The sequence below is a fragment of the Aeromonas simiae genome (assembly GCF_000820125.1).
Taxonomy (GTDB): Bacteria; Pseudomonadota; Gammaproteobacteria; order Enterobacterales; family Aeromonadaceae; genus Aeromonas; species Aeromonas simiae.
This window is the reverse complement of record NZ_CDBY01000093.1, coordinates 1-17,520: the sequence shown is the minus strand read 5'-3', so window position 1 is coordinate 17,520 and position 17,520 is coordinate 1. Positions and strand designations below refer to the sequence as shown.

At 56.6% G+C, this 17,520-nt stretch carries 14 protein-coding genes; 11 read left to right on the top strand and 3 right to left on the bottom strand.

From position 1 onward, the window contains the following. From BN1134_RS18170 to BN1134_RS20105, 5 genes are all read left to right on the top strand, one after another. On the top strand, nucleotides 1-1,010 hold a 1,010-nt coding region (locus BN1134_RS18170), incomplete at its 5' end, for a type VI secretion system Vgr family protein (RefSeq protein WP_042048928.1). Next, nucleotides 1,010-1,849: a DUF4123 domain-containing protein gene (locus tag BN1134_RS18165; RefSeq protein WP_042048927.1), complete on the top strand. Its 840-nt coding sequence runs from the start codon at nucleotides 1,010-1,012 to the stop codon at nucleotides 1,847-1,849. The genes BN1134_RS18170 and BN1134_RS18165, both read left to right, overlap by 1 nt. Further along, nucleotides 1,846-4,848, top strand: a complete 3,003-nt coding sequence (locus BN1134_RS18160; RefSeq protein WP_042048925.1) for a toxin VasX — start codon at nucleotides 1,846-1,848, stop codon at nucleotides 4,846-4,848. The genes BN1134_RS18165 and BN1134_RS18160 overlap by 4 nt, the downstream gene beginning before the upstream one ends. A gap of 1 nt (nucleotide 4,849) precedes the next feature. Next, nucleotides 4,850-5,578, top strand: a complete 729-nt coding sequence (locus tag BN1134_RS18980) for a hypothetical protein (protein WP_052449537.1) — start codon at nucleotides 4,850-4,852, stop codon at nucleotides 5,576-5,578. Nucleotides 5,579-6,006: 428 nt separating this feature from the next. Then, the gene (locus BN1134_RS20105) at nucleotides 6,007-6,183 is read left to right on the top strand and encodes a hypothetical protein (RefSeq protein WP_193001975.1); all 177 of its coding nucleotides are present in this window, start codon (nucleotides 6,007-6,009) and stop codon (nucleotides 6,181-6,183) included. 333 nt (nucleotides 6,184-6,516) lie between these two features. On the opposite strand, the gene BN1134_RS18150 is transcribed toward BN1134_RS20105, so the two are convergent. Then, entirely contained in the window at nucleotides 6,517-7,461 is a 945-nt protein-coding gene (locus tag BN1134_RS18150; protein ID WP_042048924.1) for a D-2-hydroxyacid dehydrogenase, read from the bottom strand. 146 nt (nucleotides 7,462-7,607) lie between these two features. On the opposite strand from BN1134_RS18150, the gene BN1134_RS18145 reads away from it, so the two are divergent. Continuing rightward, nucleotides 7,608-8,189 carry a YjaG family protein gene (locus tag BN1134_RS18145; protein WP_042048923.1) on the top strand — a complete coding sequence of 194 codons (582 nt, stop codon included), beginning with the start codon at nucleotides 7,608-7,610 and terminating at the stop codon, nucleotides 8,187-8,189. 53 nt (nucleotides 8,190-8,242) lie between these two features. Here the strand turns inward: BN1134_RS18145 and BN1134_RS18140 are convergent, their stop codons facing one another. Continuing rightward, the gene (locus BN1134_RS18140; RefSeq protein WP_042048922.1) at nucleotides 8,243-8,722 is read right to left on the bottom strand and encodes a MarR family winged helix-turn-helix transcriptional regulator; all 480 of its coding nucleotides are present in this window, start codon (nucleotides 8,720-8,722) and stop codon (nucleotides 8,243-8,245) included. A gap of 151 nt (nucleotides 8,723-8,873) precedes the next feature. Here BN1134_RS18140 and BN1134_RS18135 point away from each other — a divergent pair, with 151 nt between their 5' ends. Both BN1134_RS18135 and BN1134_RS18130 read left to right on the top strand, forming a co-directional pair. Beyond that, a complete protein-coding gene (locus BN1134_RS18135; RefSeq protein WP_042048920.1) occupies nucleotides 8,874-9,401 on the top strand; it encodes a hypothetical protein in 528 nt (175 codons plus the stop codon). 9 nt (nucleotides 9,402-9,410) lie between these two features. Next, nucleotides 9,411-11,009 carry a BCCT family transporter gene (locus BN1134_RS18130; RefSeq protein WP_042048918.1) on the top strand — a complete coding sequence of 533 codons (1,599 nt, stop codon included), beginning with the start codon at nucleotides 9,411-9,413 and terminating at the stop codon, nucleotides 11,007-11,009. A 64-nt stretch (nucleotides 11,010-11,073) separates the two neighbouring features. On the opposite strand, the gene mutS is transcribed toward BN1134_RS18130, so the two are convergent. Next, complete coding sequence (mutS, locus tag BN1134_RS18125) at nucleotides 11,074-13,629, bottom strand: DNA mismatch repair protein MutS (RefSeq protein WP_042048917.1); 2,556 nt, start codon at nucleotides 13,627-13,629, stop codon at nucleotides 11,074-11,076. 211 nt (nucleotides 13,630-13,840) lie between these two features. On the opposite strand from mutS, the gene BN1134_RS18120 reads away from it, so the two are divergent. The 3 genes from BN1134_RS18120 to BN1134_RS18115 all read left to right on the top strand — a co-directional run bounded on the left by BN1134_RS18120 (nucleotide 13,841) and on the right by BN1134_RS18115 (nucleotide 17,320). After that, entirely contained in the window at nucleotides 13,841-15,133 is a 1,293-nt protein-coding gene (locus tag BN1134_RS18120; protein ID WP_042048916.1) for a tyrosine-type recombinase/integrase, read from the top strand. Nucleotides 15,134-16,105: 972 nt separating this feature from the next. Then, nucleotides 16,106-16,303 (top strand): helix-turn-helix transcriptional regulator, encoded by a 198-nt coding sequence (locus tag BN1134_RS19485; protein WP_084214864.1) that lies wholly within the window; start codon nucleotides 16,106-16,108, stop codon nucleotides 16,301-16,303. 201 nt (nucleotides 16,304-16,504) lie between these two features. Further along, entirely contained in the window at nucleotides 16,505-17,320 is an 816-nt protein-coding gene (locus BN1134_RS18115) for a rep family protein (RefSeq protein WP_156991868.1), read from the top strand. The last annotated feature ends 200 nt before the right edge of the window (nucleotides 17,321-17,520 follow it).

The following is a 17,520-nucleotide window of genomic DNA, read 5'->3' as shown; positions in this document are numbered from 1 at the left end:
CCGTCTACCACAACGCCTTTGCGGTGGTCAAAGCCAGCACCACCTGGCGCGCTCTGCCGCCCCACAAACCGATGGTGGATGGCCCGCAGATCGCCATCGTGGTCGGCCCCGAGGGCGAAGAGATCTACTGCGACGAGCACGGCCGGGTCAAACTGCAATTTCCGTGGGACAGATACGGCAGCTCCAACGACCAGAGCTCCTGCTGGGTGCGGGTGAGCCAGGGCTGGGCCGGCGGCCAGTACGGCATGATGGCCATCCCGCGCATCGGCCACGAGGTGATCGTCTCGTTTTTGGAAGGTGACCCGGATCAGCCCATCGTCACCGGGCGCACCTATCACGCCACCAACCGGCCGCCGTACGAGCTGCCTGCCAACAAGACCCGCACCGTGCTGCGCACTGAGACCCACCAGGGCGAGGGTTTCAACGAGCTGCGTTTCGAAGATCAGGCAGGCCAGGAAGAGATTTACATCCACGGCCAGAAAGATCTCAACGTGCTCATCGAGAACGATGCCGCCTGGCACATCAAGCACGACGAGCACCGCGACATCGACAATGAGCGAGTGACTCGCATCAAGGGGAGCGACCACCTGACGGTGGAGGGGGAGAAGCGCGATCACATCAAGGGTGACCACTCGCTTAGCGTCGATGCCAGCATGCACCAGAAGCTCGGCCAGTCCCTGCTGGTGGAAGCGGGCAGCGAGGTGCATCAGAAGGCGGGCATGAAGATAGTGCTAGAAGCCGGCGCCGAGCTGACCCTGAAAGTCGGTGGCAGCTTTGTCAAAATCGACCCGAGCGGGGTCACCCTCTCGGGTGGCTCCATCAAGATGAACTCCGGCGGCAGCCCAGGCTCCGGCTCCGGCTGGGCGGGGCAGATGCCGGTGCAACCCGATGAGGTGGAAGTCGTGCCGCCGCCGGCACCGGTTGACCCGGTACGCCAGATAGCGACGCTCAAATCCGCAGAGCCGGTGTGTGAGATCTGTGAGCAACTGGCCAAAGAGGGGAGCCAGTAATGGTCTTGCCCGAGTTCACCCTTGCCGAGGGGGAGCGCCTCTATCTGCTACTGGATGGGGCGCAGCTTCCTGAGCTGGAGCGGCAACTGTTTGAGATTGCGGATAATCCGGCTTATCAACCTCTTTATCTCTACGCCCCCTGGGACACCCTGCGCGAGGTATCACCTTGTCTGGTGCAGGTCAGCGAGCCGTTGCTCCGCTGGTTTCAGACACTGCCTGCCAATACGGGATGGCTGCTTGCGTCCCCCTTGTCGCTCTTGCCGCTGGCAGATCAGCTGCGCCGACTGATCGAGGTAGAAAGCCCCTACGGCAGCCGCATTCTGCTCAAGTTGGCAGCCCCAGAGACCATGGCTTGCCTGCTGGTGGATGCTGACCCCTGGCTCTGGCAGGGGATAGCGCAAGTCTGGTTGCCGAGCCGGGCAGGGTGGCACCATTGGCTGGTTGGGGATGCGCTGGCGGCTCCGCTGGGTGAAAAATTCAGGATCACGGATACCCAGTGGGAGCGGCTGGGTGAGCTGAGCTGGCAGCATCAGCTGGAGGTCACCCATCGCCATATGGTGCGTTGGTTTCCGGCTCGCTTGGCCGAGCAGAGTGACCCGCGCAGTTGGATTGCCCGTTGGGCCAAGCAGGCTTATCAGCTGGGGTTTCAGACCGAGCGCGAGCAACTGCTGTTTTTCAATGTGTTGGGGTTTGTTGGCGATGGATGGTGGGGCAGTGATGACTACCCGACCCTGACCAAGTTGCTGACTTTACCCTCGGTACAAACCCCGTCACAACGTGTTGAACAGGCCGCCAACTGGGCCGAGCAGCACGCCACCGCACAGGAAGTTTCCTCATGACGACCCCCAATCAAGTGGCTGGCGCGGCCAGCAATAAGGATTGCAAAAGCCCAGTCTGCCCCTGCTCTTTCTGTGACAAAGATATTGCCCTAGTACCGGTGCGTTATGCCCTCGGTGAGGTGTTTGAGGTGCCCGCCACGCAGCCTCACCCCCTGCCGGCTAAAGACTTTAAAGGCCCGCTGGCCCTTAAGGCTAACCCCTATACCCTGCGCCAGCTGCGCGATGGCTGGCTCTATGTATTTGATGAAATAGCGAAAGAGCTCGATGAGTACGAGGTCAAAGGCAGCCAGTTTATCCATGCCAGCAAGGGGAGCAAAGGGCATTTGCTCTACCCTGCCAACCACAAGGTGGCGATGGCCTTCTCCCATCAGCGCTGGACCGAGCGGCTGAAAAAGGAGTACTGCGAGCAGAACAGCCTGCGCAGCAAAGGGATGCGCTCATTCAATCTGCACTCGTTGGCCAGCGAGATGGGGGGCGAGCATGCCGGGTTGCTGGATCTGCTCTCCAGCCACGTGGCCGACATGGGCTTGCCCAACGAGGGATTCGTCGACAGCTGCGCCCCTCTCAAGGCGCCCGAAGGGGTTGAGCCCGGCAAGCTGTGGCGTGACAAACCGGCAGGCTCAGCGGATGCCTGCAAGGCCGGTATGCCAGATTTGCAAAGCGCCTTGGTGGTAGCACTCGATGACCTTATCTCGGATATGCACGATGTGACGATGCGTCTGAGCGATATCGCTATCCGCCATGAGCAGCCCTTTAATGACGATGACACCCGCCACCGCTGGACCATGGCCGGTATCACCGAGATGCTGGCCCTGCCCCCACTCGAGGAGGGCAGCCTGCCTGCGTCGGCCAGGGGTGACCGTCTGGCGACCTTCAAGCTCAAGAAGCAGCTGCAGTCGTACCTGGTTGCCAAAGAGAAGTACAAAGAGCGTCAGGGGAGCGGTAATCACTACATAGACCCTGGTGCCGAGCAGAGCCTGATGGCGCAGCATGCCGCGCTCAAGCAGCTGGGCATCAACCCCGACAAGTGGGCCAGCTGGCCCGGGGTGCGCTTTGATGACGAAGTGAACTGGTCTGGGCTGGAAGGGATTATCCAGCAGTACGCGCAAGGCATGGATGCCCTGCGCCCGCGCTGGTTGGCTACCTATGACGATGCTCTGCAACTATTGCAGGCCTTACCGATCTCCCCCCTGCTGTTGGGGCTCGATAGCCAGACGGAGGATGCCCAGACCCTGCTGCTGGTCAGTAGCGGCCAGTGGCTCTTTAGTCTGTTTTTTGCTCCCGACACCCAACGGGGTGCTGCACTGACCAAGGCATTGAAAAAGGGGGCGCTGCCCGCGCTGGCGCACTACGGCTTTGATATCGAAGTTAAAGAAGCGCTCGAGAACAACCCCGGCTGGATTGGGGTGGGTAATATCACCGGCGTCGCCAACGCGCTGGCGGCGATGGAGGCGATAGCCAGTAACGATCTTCTGAGCAGTAGCAAGCTGTTTGGCGGGCTCCATGAGGGGGCCAAGGCGACCATGAGCGCCCTCAAAGCGGCCATCGCCGGGGTGGCCATCCAGCCATGGCAACAGCTCAGTGAGTTGCTGCATCCGCATCTGCTCAGCGGTGAAAAACTTGGCCGCACTCTGAGCCTGGTGGTACTCGAATCAATTCACACCGGTCAGCAGGTGCGCATCAACTCCGGGTTTGTGGCCGAGAGCAAGGCCTTTGTGGCTCAGGTGCAGGGCAACCTGCTGAACAAGTTGGCGACAACCGCAGACACTAAAATCACAGAGGGCCACCTTGGCCGGATGAAAGTGGCGGGGGCCGAGTGGTCGCAACTGAAATGGCCCCGCCTGCTGCTGCTGGAAGGTGGTTTACAGCAGGATTTTGAACGCAGAATGGTGAGCTACCTCACCTTGCAGCGACAAGGGGCTAGAGGGGCGCAAGCGGCCGCCAAGGTATGGCAGGGATGGGGCAACTTTGGCGGATTGGCGGCCCTGCTCAATATCGCCAACCTGACGGTCGCGCTGCAAGGGTATGACGAGAGTGCTCGCAAACTGCAGGGCAACCCCGCCGCACAGCTGGAGCTGAGCCGCAATCTGGCCTACACCGCCGCCTGGACCGGCAGCGCCATGGTGGCCATCAAGCAGGGGCAGGTGGTGGTGCCCTCACACTTACTTAATCAACCCTTGGCGAAAGCCAGAGAAGCAAACCCCGCCCTGGTGCGCCGCTTTACCCTCACCACCAGCTGGATGACCGGGCTGGGGCTGCTGGCGGCAGGGTTGGAGGCGTGGGAAACACGCGCCAAGCTAAAGGATGATACCAATGCCGATATGGAGAGATTTGGCTACCAGCTCAAGCAGGTTAGCTTGGGTATGCAAATGGGCGCGCCCGGGGTTTCCTTGCTGTTGAGAGGGATGGGTTCATCACTCGGTGCAATCTGGGCTCCCTGGATGGTTGTCGCTATCGGTATCGGCACCCTGCTCTATCTGGCCGCCACCGTGATACTGGCACGCTACAGCCGCCTGCCTATCGAGCGCTGGTTGTTGCAATCCACTTGGGGCACCAAACCAGCCGGGTGGCCTGCGGCTGAAGAGCTGCTCCAATATGAGCGGGTTGCTTGTCAGCCGACGGTGGAGCTCAAGAGGGGGAAGCTGACCGTTGCGCTGCCGCCGCACCTGCGCACCATCACCTTGCAGCTGTCGATAAAGCGGCTTGGCTATCAGCTTGCCAAGCAGAGCTACCCCGCCTCCGTGCTAACTCCTGTGCTTGGGGCTGCGCAAGAGGCGGCCATCAAGGTGACTAGCCAAGGGGCTGGACAGGTGACACTGGCGGTTGTTGCCAATGAGGGGGATGAACTGCGGTTGCAGATAGGTTACCCGGCAGCAGAGAGTTTAAGTGGCCAGCCCTTGCGTTTTATGGCCCGTGGCACCCTGGCCAAAGGGGTCGTATTGACCGCCGAAATCGATGATAAACTGCCTGCCCAGGGCACCTTGATAGAGTTGAAATAAGATGAGTGACACCACAGAACACAAGCAGAACGCAGAGAGTGCAGAGGCTGATGGCGCCAACCACTACTACAGCGAGCAGTACCTTGAGTTGCAAAAAGAGCCAATCTTGTATGAGTGGGAGATTGAACATCAACAGCGGTTAGTGTGGTTAATCACAGGGATCGCTAGTGGTTTTTTTTTAGTTATCAGTCTTTCCATTTTTTTATTTGAGGTGCAGTCAAACGCTCGTGATTCGATGTGGATTTTTCTTTTTTTGAGTGTGTTAACAGCGTTTCAAGTCCGCTTTCTTTATTTACCCAATCAACTCTATCACTACCGAATGACTGCTAAGGGGATTTACTACACCCAGCAGGACAAGATCCCGGAAGTGGCTTACACCATTGCACGCGGAATTGGTGGTCTGTTGATTGTGGGCAGCATTATCGCGGTGGGCTTGGTTGGCCCACTGGCACTGGCCGGTGCAGGTGCAGGTGCATTTCTGGCCTTTAAAATAACCAATATGAAACCAAGAGTGTTTCATAGTGGCTGCCAGTTCAAAGGCTATGGTGAAATTTCCATATTTAGGGACATCTATGGGATAGAAATTAAGGAGATGCCAAGAGCGACAGGACAGTACGGCATTGTGTTAACACACAAGGAAGATTATGAACGAGTGCTAAATGATTTAGCCCGTTCACTCCCTGACTATCAAATTACCGAGGCCGAGTCGCGCAAGGAGTTCGGTTATTGAACCATGGGGATAGAGAGGCAGAGATAAAGTGCTGATCTATTCGCCGCGGTTGCAGATTGATTACCCGGCGGCCGCGTGATTAAGGGGCTAGACGCTTATATTGTCAGTCTGAATATTTTTAATGTGCTGTTGAACTGATTGAAAAATAAATTGGGTGTGTAGAGATAAAATATATAAAAGGTCATCCCATGGCTTAATGTCATTTAATGATTTTGTGTGTATGACAGCGATCGAAAGCGCTCTGAACTCCGCAGCCTAGCAACTAGGCCATGGAGGAGTATCAGATTCGCGTTGAGCCCGCAGGATGGCTGCTTGATGCGATGGGCATAGCCAACGCCGTCAATAAAGGTTAGAGTAGAAAGGTTTTATTTTGACCATGCTTGGGCATGACGGGAGACATTCAGACCATCTGCGATAAGGAGATAAATATGGAACAGTATCAATCCTGGCTAGGTGACTATCTACTGAGCCGGCGCGATGAAGATCATGCCATGGCAGCGGATCTGGCGCGGGATATCTGTGAATTCTGGGCCGAGAAGGGCAATCAGGAAGAGCATGACAAGTGGCGTGGTCGCTACCGTCAGCATTTGGCTCAAGCGGTTTAAATCGGGAAATGTAGCGGGGCCGTTGGCCCCGTTCCTTTGTCTAAACGCAATCCATCGTTTAAAAATTAAACTTATTTTTAATTAGTTCGGAAATCAAAATCCCCTCTCTGCCTCTCTGCCTCTCTGCCTCTCTGCCTCTCTGCCTCTCTGTCCCTCTTAGCGATACCGTTAACGCGGTGTGCCTACCCCCTTTCGCTCTCTGTCCAACTTAGGTGGCAAGTCCGGCCCGTGCGCGCTCGCTAGGCCTGCGCAGGAAGAAGTGGCTCAGCGAAGGATGGGAGCGCCGGTTGTACCAAGCTGGACGCATCCTGATACAACCTGTAAAGGTGAGGCTTAATAGCCCTTATCGAAGTCAATCTTGCCGTCCATCGGTTGTCCATCGATGAAGCGGATGTAGTTGCGAATGAAGATCTGGGCGACGTCTTCGGGGAAGCTGTAGGCGCTGTTGTGGGGGGTGATGGTCAAGTTGGGCTGGCCCCACAGGGGAGAGTCGGCCGGCAGGGGCTCTTGCTCGAACACGTCGAGCACGGCGAAGCCGAGCTTGCCGGTGCGAAGGGCCGTGAGCAGCGCTGTGCTATCCACCGCCGAGCCGCGCCCCACGTTGAAGAAGATGGCGCTTGGTTTGCAGTAACTGAAGCGCTCGGCGTTGAAGAGATGGCGTGTCTCTCGGGTGGAGGGGAGCACGCTGACGATCACATCGGCCTGGGGCAGCACCTTGTTGAGTGCCGGCACCTGGTAAACCTGGGTAAACCCTGGGCGCTCACGGCCGCTGCGGCTCACGCCGAGCACCTGCATGCCGAAGTGATGGCCGGTCTGGGCGATGTGCTGGCCTATGCTACCGGTGCCGAGGATCAGCAGGGTCTTGCCCCGCAAGCTTTCGTAGGGGCGGCTTTGCCACACCTTCTGGCGCTGCTGCTCACGGTAGTGGACGATCTGGCGGGTCAGGGCCAGCAGGTGGCCGAAGACATATTCACTCATCAGGGGGCCGAAGATGCCGCGCACATTGGTGAGCTGGTAATCACGGCGCTCGCCAGGGCCAAGCAGAATATCGACGCCAGCATAGGTCGATTGCAGCCAGACCAGCTTGCTAGCCTGTGCCAGCAGTGGCCTGGCTCGGGCCGGCTCGGCCATCAGGATATGGGCCTCCCCAATCTTGGCCTTGGCTTCGGCATCGCTATCGGCGCGCAGGATCCGCAGGTGGGGAAGGTGGGCCGCCTTGAGCAGGCGTTCGTAGTGGGCGTTATCCTGGCTGAGCAGGAGCAGGGTACGTTGGCTCATTATTCTGTCCTTGTTGTCGAGCTGGCGCCTATGTCCTTCATCTTACCCCACATTTTTTGCCAAGATAGCCGACCAGCCGCATTTCATTTCTCGCCACCCCGGCCATTGGGATACAATCGGCCGCAACTGACTGAGAGGAGTCCCCCGTGTTCGGTGACAAGTTCTACAAGCGGCTGCGAGAGCTGCAACCCTGGCAACAGACTGTTTTTGCCCTGGCCTTGGCCGAGCGCATGTACCCTAACTACGCCCTGTTTGCCCAGGCATCCGGCTTTGGCAGCGCGATGGCCTTTCGCCAGACGCTGGATCAGATGTGGGAATATCTCACGGTTAAGGGCTCGCGCGTCAACCTGAGCGCCCTGCTCGAAGAGTTCGAGAGCCAGATCCCGGACCCGACCCGCTTTGACAGCTATGGCGCCTACCCGGCGCTGGATGCCTGTGTTGCGCTGGGTTGTGCCTACAACTCGGTGATCTGCCGGGTGGGCGAGGAGTCTGAGGAGGCGAGCCATGCCTCTATCGGCTGTGTGGCCGGCTTCATTGAGATGCTGGAAGGGCGCGAGATGGAAGACGACGAGCTCTATGAACACGAGGTGTTCGAAAATGAGCTGGAGTTCCAGGTTGAGCTGCAAAAGCGGGTCGCCTTCGAGCGTGACAGCGACAGCATCCTCGCCATCAAGGCGTTTGCGGCGCAGGGTGGGGTCTCCAATATCGGCATCTCCCTCGAGGATTAATGCCGAGCCATAAAAAAAGCTCCCTTTCGGGAGCTTTTTTTATGGCTGTGGGTTCATGCCTTCTCTTCGGTCAGCGGGCGTACGCTGAGCACGGGCGCGGCATCGATGGCGTTGGCGTTCATCATGCTCGAGATGCGCTGCACCGAGGAGAGCAGCAGGCTCTGCTCCCACTCTTCCAATGCCTGGAAGCGCAGGATAAAGCTCTCTTGCAGCGGGGTCGGCGCATCGGCCAGCAGTTCGCGGCCCGCCTCGGTGAGGCTGGCATGAACCTTACGCTTGTCGCTCTCGCTGCGCACCCGGATCACCAGCCCCCGTGACTCCAGCCGATCCATGATGGTGGTGGCGGTGGCCTGGCTCATGTTGGTGTGATCGGCCAGCTGGCGCATCGAGGCGTTGCCAAGATCATTCATTCCTTTGAGCAGCAACAGTTGTGGCGCCGTCAGTCCCGCCTCCTTGATCAAGCGCTTGGAGTGCAGGTCGATAGCACGAATGATCTGTCGCAGTGCGACCAGTAGCTCGTCATGTTTGTTCACGGTGTCATTGTCCGCCTCAAGAGATGCCACATTTTCCCTTTTGCTGTCGGAAGGGTCAATATGATTCAACATCAAAAGTTTTATGCTCTAATGAATTTATGATAAATTAGCCCCCTTTTGACTCATAAATAGAGCCTAGAGGAGGTCAATCATGAGCGAGACCCTCGACATCAAGTCACTGGTTGACGCACTCAAAGTAGTCCGTGTGCGTTATGAACTTCCTGATACTGCTGCATTTGTTCGCTATCAACCCGCTTACGATGAAGACCCGAACAATCTTAAGGTTCACCACTACGATGGGGAGTTGCCACTCTCATACAGTGAGACAGGTGCTTTCAGTTTAAAGGAACTGGTGAATGAACTGCGCTACTCCTATGTGCTGGTGCATCTTTTCCCCGATGAAAGTGCCATGAACTTCTATCTCTCTGGTCTCGACAATGGCCTGGCCCAGCTCGAGTTCATCGGTGGCAGCTACGACTTCAATCGCCTCTGGATCACCAGCGGGGTTTCCAATGTCGGCGTCCCCATGGCGATCTTCCTCGGCAAGCGGCCGGCGGTGAACGGACAGGCTTCGGTGACCCTGGTGGATCATCGGGAATATCCGGTGGGCCAGCTGGTCTATCGCGCCATCGGCGGTGCCGGTGAGCACGTTGGCGAAGAGTTTTTCAACCAGAACTAAGGAGGCCCGATGCGAGCAACGCATGGTTTTTTTAAGGGGCTCAACCCCACTATGGCCGTCACGGCCCTGACCGTAGTCACCCTGTTTCTGCTGCTTGGGGTGTTTGATCCCAAGGAGGCCGGCATCTGGTTTACCGGCGCCAAAGACACCATCATCGCCGCCTTCAAGTGGTATTACATCCTGGTGGTCGCCCTGTTTCTGTTCTTCGCCATCTATCTGATGTTCAGCCGTTTTGGCAGCATCAAGCTGGGTGACGACGATCAGGAACCGGATTTTGGCTACTTCTCCTGGTTCGCCATGCTGTTTAGTGCCGGCATGGGGATCGGGCTGGTGTTCTGGAGCATTGCCGAACCCATCTATCACTTGCAGTCCAACCCCTTCATCACCGAGGGGATGACCCCCGAGGCCGCCCAAGTGGCGATGCGCCTCACCTTCTTCCACTGGGGTCTGCATCCGTGGGCCATCTATGTGATCGTCGGCCTATCGCTGGCGTTTTTCAGCTATCGGCGCAAGCTGCCGCTGGCCATTCGCTCCGTGCTCTATCCCATTCTCGGCGAGCGGATCTACGGCTTCTGGGGCCACGCCGCCGACGTGTTGGCGGTGTTTGGTACCGTGTTTGGTGTGGCCACCTCACTCGGGCTCGGGGTCGCTCAGATGAACACCGGCCTCAACCAGATGTTGGGGCTCGAGGTCTCTCAGACCAACCAGTTGTGGCTCATCGGCATCATCAGCGTCATCGCCACCCTGTCGGCGGTCTCCGGGGTGGGGCGCGGGGTGAAGATCCTCTCCGAGCTCAACGTCTGGCTCAGCATCTTCATCCTGCTGCTGTTTCTGGCGATGGGGCCGACCACCTACATCCTCAACGGGTATGTGCAGAACATCGGCGACTACCTGCAAAATATCATTCGCCTGAGCTTTTGGACCAACACCGAGGCCAACGGTACCTCGGCCTGGCAATCGAGCTGGACCGCCTTCTACTGGGGTTGGTGGATTGCCTGGGCGCCGTTTGTCGGCATGTTTATCGCCCGCATCTCCAAAGGGCGCACCATCCGTGAATTCGTGCTCGGGGTGCTGCTGGTGCCCTCCCTGCTCGGCATGCTGTGGCTGACCGTGTTTGGCGGCAGTGCCATGAACCTCGAGCTGTTTGGCGCAGGCGGCGTGGTGGCTGCGGTCAATGAGGACGTCACCCTGGCGCTTTACAAAACGGTCGAGCTGATGGACTGGGGCGCCATTGGGCTGATTGCCAAGGGGGTGCTGACCCTGCTCATCTGCACCTACTTCATCACCTCCAGCGATTCGGGCACCCTGGTCATCACCACCCTGCTCTCGATCGGGGATCAGGAGCCGCCCGTGTTGCACCGCGCTGTCTGGGGGCTGGGCCAGGGTCTGGTGGCGGCCATCTTGCTGCTCTCGGGTGGGCTGGCCGCGTTGCAGGCCGCCAGCATCATAGCGGCGCTGCCCTTCTCGGTGATCATGCTGGCCATGTGCTACTCACTGATGCTCGGCCTCAAGCGTGAAAGCCAGCGCCAGCTGGAGTATCACCAGAACCTTAAGCGTCAGGGTGGGGTACCCCACCTCAATCTGGTGGATCGTATCGGCCCGGCCTAAGGGCATCGCCCGCCACAACAAAAAGGGGAACCGTGAGGTTCCCCTTTTTTTATCCTTGGCCTGGTTACAGCAGTTGCTTGAGGCGATAGAGCAGATCGAGTGCCTGACGCGGGCTCAGCTCGTCGGGTTTGATCCCGGCCAGCTCTTCCACCACGGGGTGGGGCAGGGGGGCTGGTTGCGGGCGCGGCGCCGCATTGGCCGCAGGCTTGCTGTGATCGCCGCTCTCCAGCTCGGCCAGCTTGTGGCGAGCCTGATGGATGACGCTTTTCGGCACCCCGGCCAGCGCCGCCACTTGTAGGCCGTAGGAGCGGCTGGCCGCCCCCTCCTGCACCGCATGCATAAAGGCGATGGTGTCGCCGTGCTCGACCGCATCCAGATGAACGTTGGCCAGCCCTTCCAGCAGCTCTGGCAAGCGGGTCATCTCGAAGTAGTGGGTGGCAAACAGGGTGTAGGCGCCAATCTTGCTCGCCAGCTGCTCGGCGCAGGCCCAGGCCAGCGACAGCCCGTCATAGGTGCTGGTGCCGCGGCCGATCTCGTCCATCAGCACCAGGCTCTGGGCGGTGGCGTTGTTGAGGATGTTGGCGGTCTCGGTCATCTCCACCATAAAGGTGGAGCGGCCGGAGGCCAGATCATCCGACGCCCCGATGCGGGTAAAGATGCGATCGATGGGGCCGATCACCGCCCGCTCGGCCGGCACGAAGGCGCCGATGTGGGCCAGCAGCACGATGAGCGCGCTCTGGCGCATGTAGGTGGACTTACCGCCCATGTTGGGGCCGGTGATGATCAGCATGTGGCGGGCCCGGCTGAGGCTGATCGGGTTGGCAATGAAGGGATCGGTCATCACCTGCTCGACCACAGGATGGCGGCCAGCCTCGATCTCGATGCGATCCTCATTCACCAGCTCGGGGCAGCAGTAGTTCAGGGTCTCGGCGCGTTCGGCCAGGTTGCCGAGCACGTCCAGCTCGGCCAGGGCGGCGGCGGACTCCTGCAATGGGGCCAGGTGCGGCAGCAGGGCGTCGAGCAACTCCTCATAGAGGCGTTTTTCCAGCGCCAGCGCCTGGGCCTGGGCGGTGAGCACCTTGTCCTCGTACTTTTTCAGCTCATCGATGATGTAGCGCTCGTTGTTCTTGAGGGTCTGGCGGCGGATGTAGTGGGCCGGCACCAGATGGCTGTTGGCGCGGCTCACCTCGATATAAAAACCGTGCACCTTGTTGTAGCCCACCTTGAGGGTGTTGATGCCGGTCAGCAGTCGCTCGCGCTCCTCGATGCGGGCCAGGCTGGCGGTGGCGCCGTTGGCCAGATCGCGCAGCTCGTCCAGCTCGGTGTTGAACCCTTCACGGATGACGCCGCCATCGCGGATCAGCACCGGCGGCACCTCCATCACGGCGCGCTCCAGCAGATCCAGCAGCTCGGGGAAGGTGCTGGCCCGCTCGCGCAGTTGCTGCACCGCCTCGTGCTCGCTGCCCGCCAGCAGGCGCTGTAGCTCCGGCAACTGGGCAAAGGCCTGCCGCAGACGAGTCAGATCGCGCGGGCGGGCCGAGCGTAGGGCCAGGCGCGCCAGCACCCGCTCCACGTCGCCGACCTGGCGCAGCAAACCGCCCAGCTCGTCGTAGAGGTTCTGCTCGATGAGCTCCTTGATGGTGCTCTGACGGCCTTTGAGGATCACCCGATCGCGGATCGGCTGGTGGATCCAGCGCTTAAGCAGCCGGCTGCCCATGGGGGTAGCGGTGCTGTCGAGCACGGCGGAGAGGGTGTTGTCGTGACCGCCGGCCAGATTCTGGGTCAGCTCCAGGTTGCGGCGGGTGGCGGCGTCCATGATGACCGCGTGATCGGGCTGCTCGAGGCGCACGCTACGGATATGGGGCAGGGCGGTGCGCTGGGTGTCTTTCACGTACTGCATCAGGCAGCCGGCGGCGCACAGGGCGGTCTCGCTCTGCTCGACGCCAAAGCCCACCAGATCCTGGGTGCCGAACTGCTGGCAGAGCAGCTTGCGGGCGGTGCCCAGCTCAAACTCCCACTCCGGGCGGCGGCGCAGGCCGCGGCGACCCTCGACATGGTGCAGGAAGGCGAAGGATTCGGGATAGAGCAGCTCCGCCGGATTGGTGCGTTGCAGCTCGGCCAGCAGGGTCTCTTCTTTCTCGAACTGGTTGATGAAGAAGCGGCCGGAGCCGATGTCCATGGTGCCGTAACCGAAGCGGTGGCCATCGTGATAGACGGCGGCGATCAGGTTGTCCTGACGTTCGGTGAGCAGCGCCTCGTCGGAGACGGTGCCTGGCGTGATGATGCGAATGACCTTGCGCTCCACCGGCCCCTTGCTGGTGGCCGGGTCCCCCACTTGCTCGCAGATGGCGGCCGATTCGCCAAGCTGCACCAGCTTGGCCAGATAGCCCTCGATGGCGTGATAGGGCACGCCGGCCATGGGGATCGGGCTACCGGCCGACTGGCCGCGCTTGGTCAGGGAGATGTCGAGCAGTTGGGAGGCCTTGCGGGCGTCGTCGTAGAACAGCTCATAGAAGTCGCCCATGCGGTAGAACAGCAGGATCTCCGGGTTCTCCGCCTTGAGCGTCAGGTACTGCTGCATCATTGGTGTGTGATTGGTAAGATTCTCTAGTGCTGACATGCAGTTATCTCGATATAAGTGCCAATCTAACAATGTGTTACGTTGATTGCATGGTATCTTGTTTGCTCTGAGAGTCTCACTAGATCTCACCCAATCGCAGGCGAAAGTGTAGGTTGAAATGTAGGTTTTTGTTTTGTAGCCTACACAGACATTGAGCCCTATGCATGCGGTCAAGTTAGGATCTCGTATGCATCAGCCATAGGAGGCCGGTATGCCAGCGGACAAGGGTAACAAAGCACTGTCCTTTAGAGCAATTGAAGTCATGAAGCCATCAGATAGCGATAAGGCTGACAATGGGGTCAACAGAGGGCTTCGTGTTACTTGCGGGAAGACGGGTAAAAAGACATTTTTTTATCGCTATACGAGTCCAGTAACAAATAAATTAATTCAGATCTCACTTGGCGTATTTCCAGCCGTATCCTTAGAGCAGGCCCGTATAAAACTACGGGAGCTCAAGCTCATCAGGCAACAAGGTCGATGTCCGGCTACAGAAGCGAGAGCGGCCGCATTTGAGCTTAAACAGCAAATCAAGAATGAAAGCGCACTAGGAAAGTTCACCCTTCAAGCGATGATCGAGCTTTACCTACAGAATCATATAGAAGATCAAGTGTTGCCTAATGGCGCTATAAAGAGCGGAGCAAGAAAAAAGAAGGGCCAGGATGAGGCTAGGCGCACTCTGTATGGCGATGCTGTTCCAATGCTTGGTGAGCGATTGGCTCGTGATGTGAGTAGACAAGATATTATTGATCTTGTTATGTCCATCGTGAGTCGAGGCGCTAATGTTCAGGCTGGAAATGTATTGCGCGAAATTCTAGCCGCTTACGATTATTCAATGGGGATGGGAAAGTTTGACGATCAATTTATCAACCCTGCGCTTCAAGCAAAAGTGAGTTTGGTTCGAACTAAGGTGAAGCTGACATCAAAAAAGGGTAGTCGTTTTTTGAATGACGATGAACTTAAGCTGTTTCTGGCTTGGTTGCCTGGCTCAAAATTCACTGAAGTGCAAAAGAACATATTTAGAATGACGCTGTGGACTGGGTGCCGAACAGGTGAAATATGTGAAGCTGCTTGGCGAAACATTGATATTGATGATGGAGTATTCCATATCAGAGAGTCAAAGACTGGTGTCGCAAGAGAGATTCAGCTTCCACGTCAATGCATCAATTTTCTCAGAACAAATAAGATAGGAAATGAGGTTTACTTGTTCCCATCCCAGAGGACAGGAAAGCCAATTAAACAGAAGCAGTTAACGGAAAGTGCTTGGGCAATGAGGGAAGCAGACTTGATGTTAGATATCCCTCGATGGACTCCCCACGATCTCCGTCGAACTGTTAGAACAGGACTGTCTCGTCTGCAATGTCCTTCTGAAGTTGCAGAAGCCATTCTCGGACATACCAAGAAAGGTTTGATCGGTACATATGATCTTCATAGATACACCGAGCAAAGCCGAGAGTGGTTACAGCGCTGGGCAGACCATCTGGATACGTTAGTGACTACATCGTAGTGAATGGGATCTGATATCAAGCCGCAGGTTGCTCTCATCTACTGATAACTGGTGTTCACCACACTGACTTGTTGATACAGCTGTAACTGTGTTGATGGCTTACATAGGCCCTCCATCCTGTGTGGGGACTTGTTCCGAGGTGCGCGGCGGCACTTGACAACCTGAGCGTCAAGCCGCGCTCAGCAGCACTGTTGCGATGAAAGCCGAACCATTCATGTCGACCATGATAGGTTGTGCAATGCATCTAGGTGATGGCGTCGTCCAGTGGATTCGAGACTACGCCTGAACTAGATCTTGGTTGCACAGCCACTACCAGCTGACTTTCTGCTTAGGTTTGTCCATCTGATCTCTCGGACAGACCCGAGAGATCAGAGCACAATCAAGGAGAGATAGTTACCAGACTTCGGTCAACCAGACCATTTGCCTTCCTGCCACTGTTGAAGATTGCAGATTATCATCACCGTTTGCAATGTTCATTATTATCTTATCTTTCAAATACTTATGTTGATTTTTTGTTATCGACGTTGTACGTTGCTGCAACGTACAACGTTGTAACGCGAGAGACACTCTGCATTGAGTGGCCAGTTCTGCTCTCTTCTCTCTTCTCTCTTCTCTCTTCTCTTTCCCTAGCGCTGAGTGCTCCTGAGGCAGTGGTTAGCCATGCCAATGAACCACACACTCAACAGTTTCAACCATCTATCGAGTCACCTGCCATGGGGATGTATCCCGGCTCGCTCCTTGTCTCTATCACAACGTCTCTCTGGATGCGGCAACCATGAGAGTGGCCCTTAAGCTGAAGTCTGTCCCAAGATGAGCGCCTAACACCTAACTGGGGCATAGGACTGCATGGTGGTGGAGCTTTCACCGGGTTTCTGTACGTTCTGCATGCGACATTGAGGAGCAGAGAATGCGCTGCGCAGCCCCTGTTTTCGAAATCTGTAAATGACCTTCGACCATTACGAGGAGTCATTTATGAAACATGAAACGCGTTTGCTGAACCTGGCCGAAGTTATCGAATGTTGCACCATCTCTCGCGCTACGATCTATCGTCTGATAAAGAAGGGAAACTTTCCAAGTTCAGTTCAACAGAAAGGCTGTCGACGAGTGATGTGGCGCTCTTCTGATATACAAGACTGGATGAATGCCTTGCAATATACCAAACCAGAGTGAGTCCAGTATATGAGCAGCTAAGTTGTTGTGCTTGATTGTCCTCTTCACATTCTCAACCATTACCGACGCCCTCTAGTTAAGTTCACTGTTTCACGACAGAACGCTTGTTTCTACTCAATGAAGGTAAAGCATGTTGTTGTGCTGGCTCATGGGTAGTCTATGGCTTTGAGAATGTCAGCCACGAATCATTAGGTATTCATAATGAACAAGTTCATGAATGCAAGAATAAGCGAGTTTATCGACGTCGAATCTTTGCTGCCAAAGTTTGAGACGCTCGAAGCATGTTGGAATGAAAAGAAAGTACGCGTAAAGACGCTATCTACATCTAGTCTCAATAGTGCGAGGTTACTTGCTGAAAAACTATCAGACTGTGATGAGGATGAACCTTGTTATAGTCTGGCATGCCCTGAATGTATAAGGAGCTTGCGAGTAAAGAAGATAAGTCAACTGACGCTGTTCTGTGAAGACTATACAGAGTGGAGGATTGCAACCTTCATCTATTATGATGAGATGGTCCGCGAGTTAAAGCAACTCGATATTTCTCGTTTGAAAGATAAGCTCCGCAAACAACTAGAACGAGCAGGTGTAACGGACATTGTCATAGGCTTTTTTGAAGTGGATTATCAATCAGAGTATCAACGTTGGATGCCCCACTTTCACCTCTTGGTTAGATGCAAAAGCTCCTATTCACCAGAGTGGAGGAGGTTTCGTAAGACACTTGGATTGCAGTGTATGCCACTCAATGTCAAGGTTCGAAAACGCAGGCCTGTTCTGTTTCAAAAGCTCAAGCATCCGTTAAAGCAAATCGCGTATATCTGTAAGTTTATGTGGCAACGAGTGGAAGCTAGGTATGATGCCAAAGACCGCAGGAAAACAAAGAAGTACCGGCTATCAAACAACAGATTTGTCGATTCCCTGTTGAAGTTGAATTCATTGAAATTAGCGGATTTGGAGTTCATGTATGGGGTGCGGCAACACGGAACAACGTTGAAGGAGTCTGTCCGTGGTAAAAGGTGACTCTTTGCTACCCTATGTGCTTGGATTGGCCATACGCTGCCATGGAACTGTCAATCTACGTTACTAGGTGGCCAACACTACTCAGCAGGCTGCTCAGGCTGGGTTCGCAGGAGTGGTGCTGCTTGCACTGACCGGTTCGGTTTGGGCGAGCTGCGCATTCGATGGTGGATCGTAGCCGCATACTGGATTTGACCCCATAG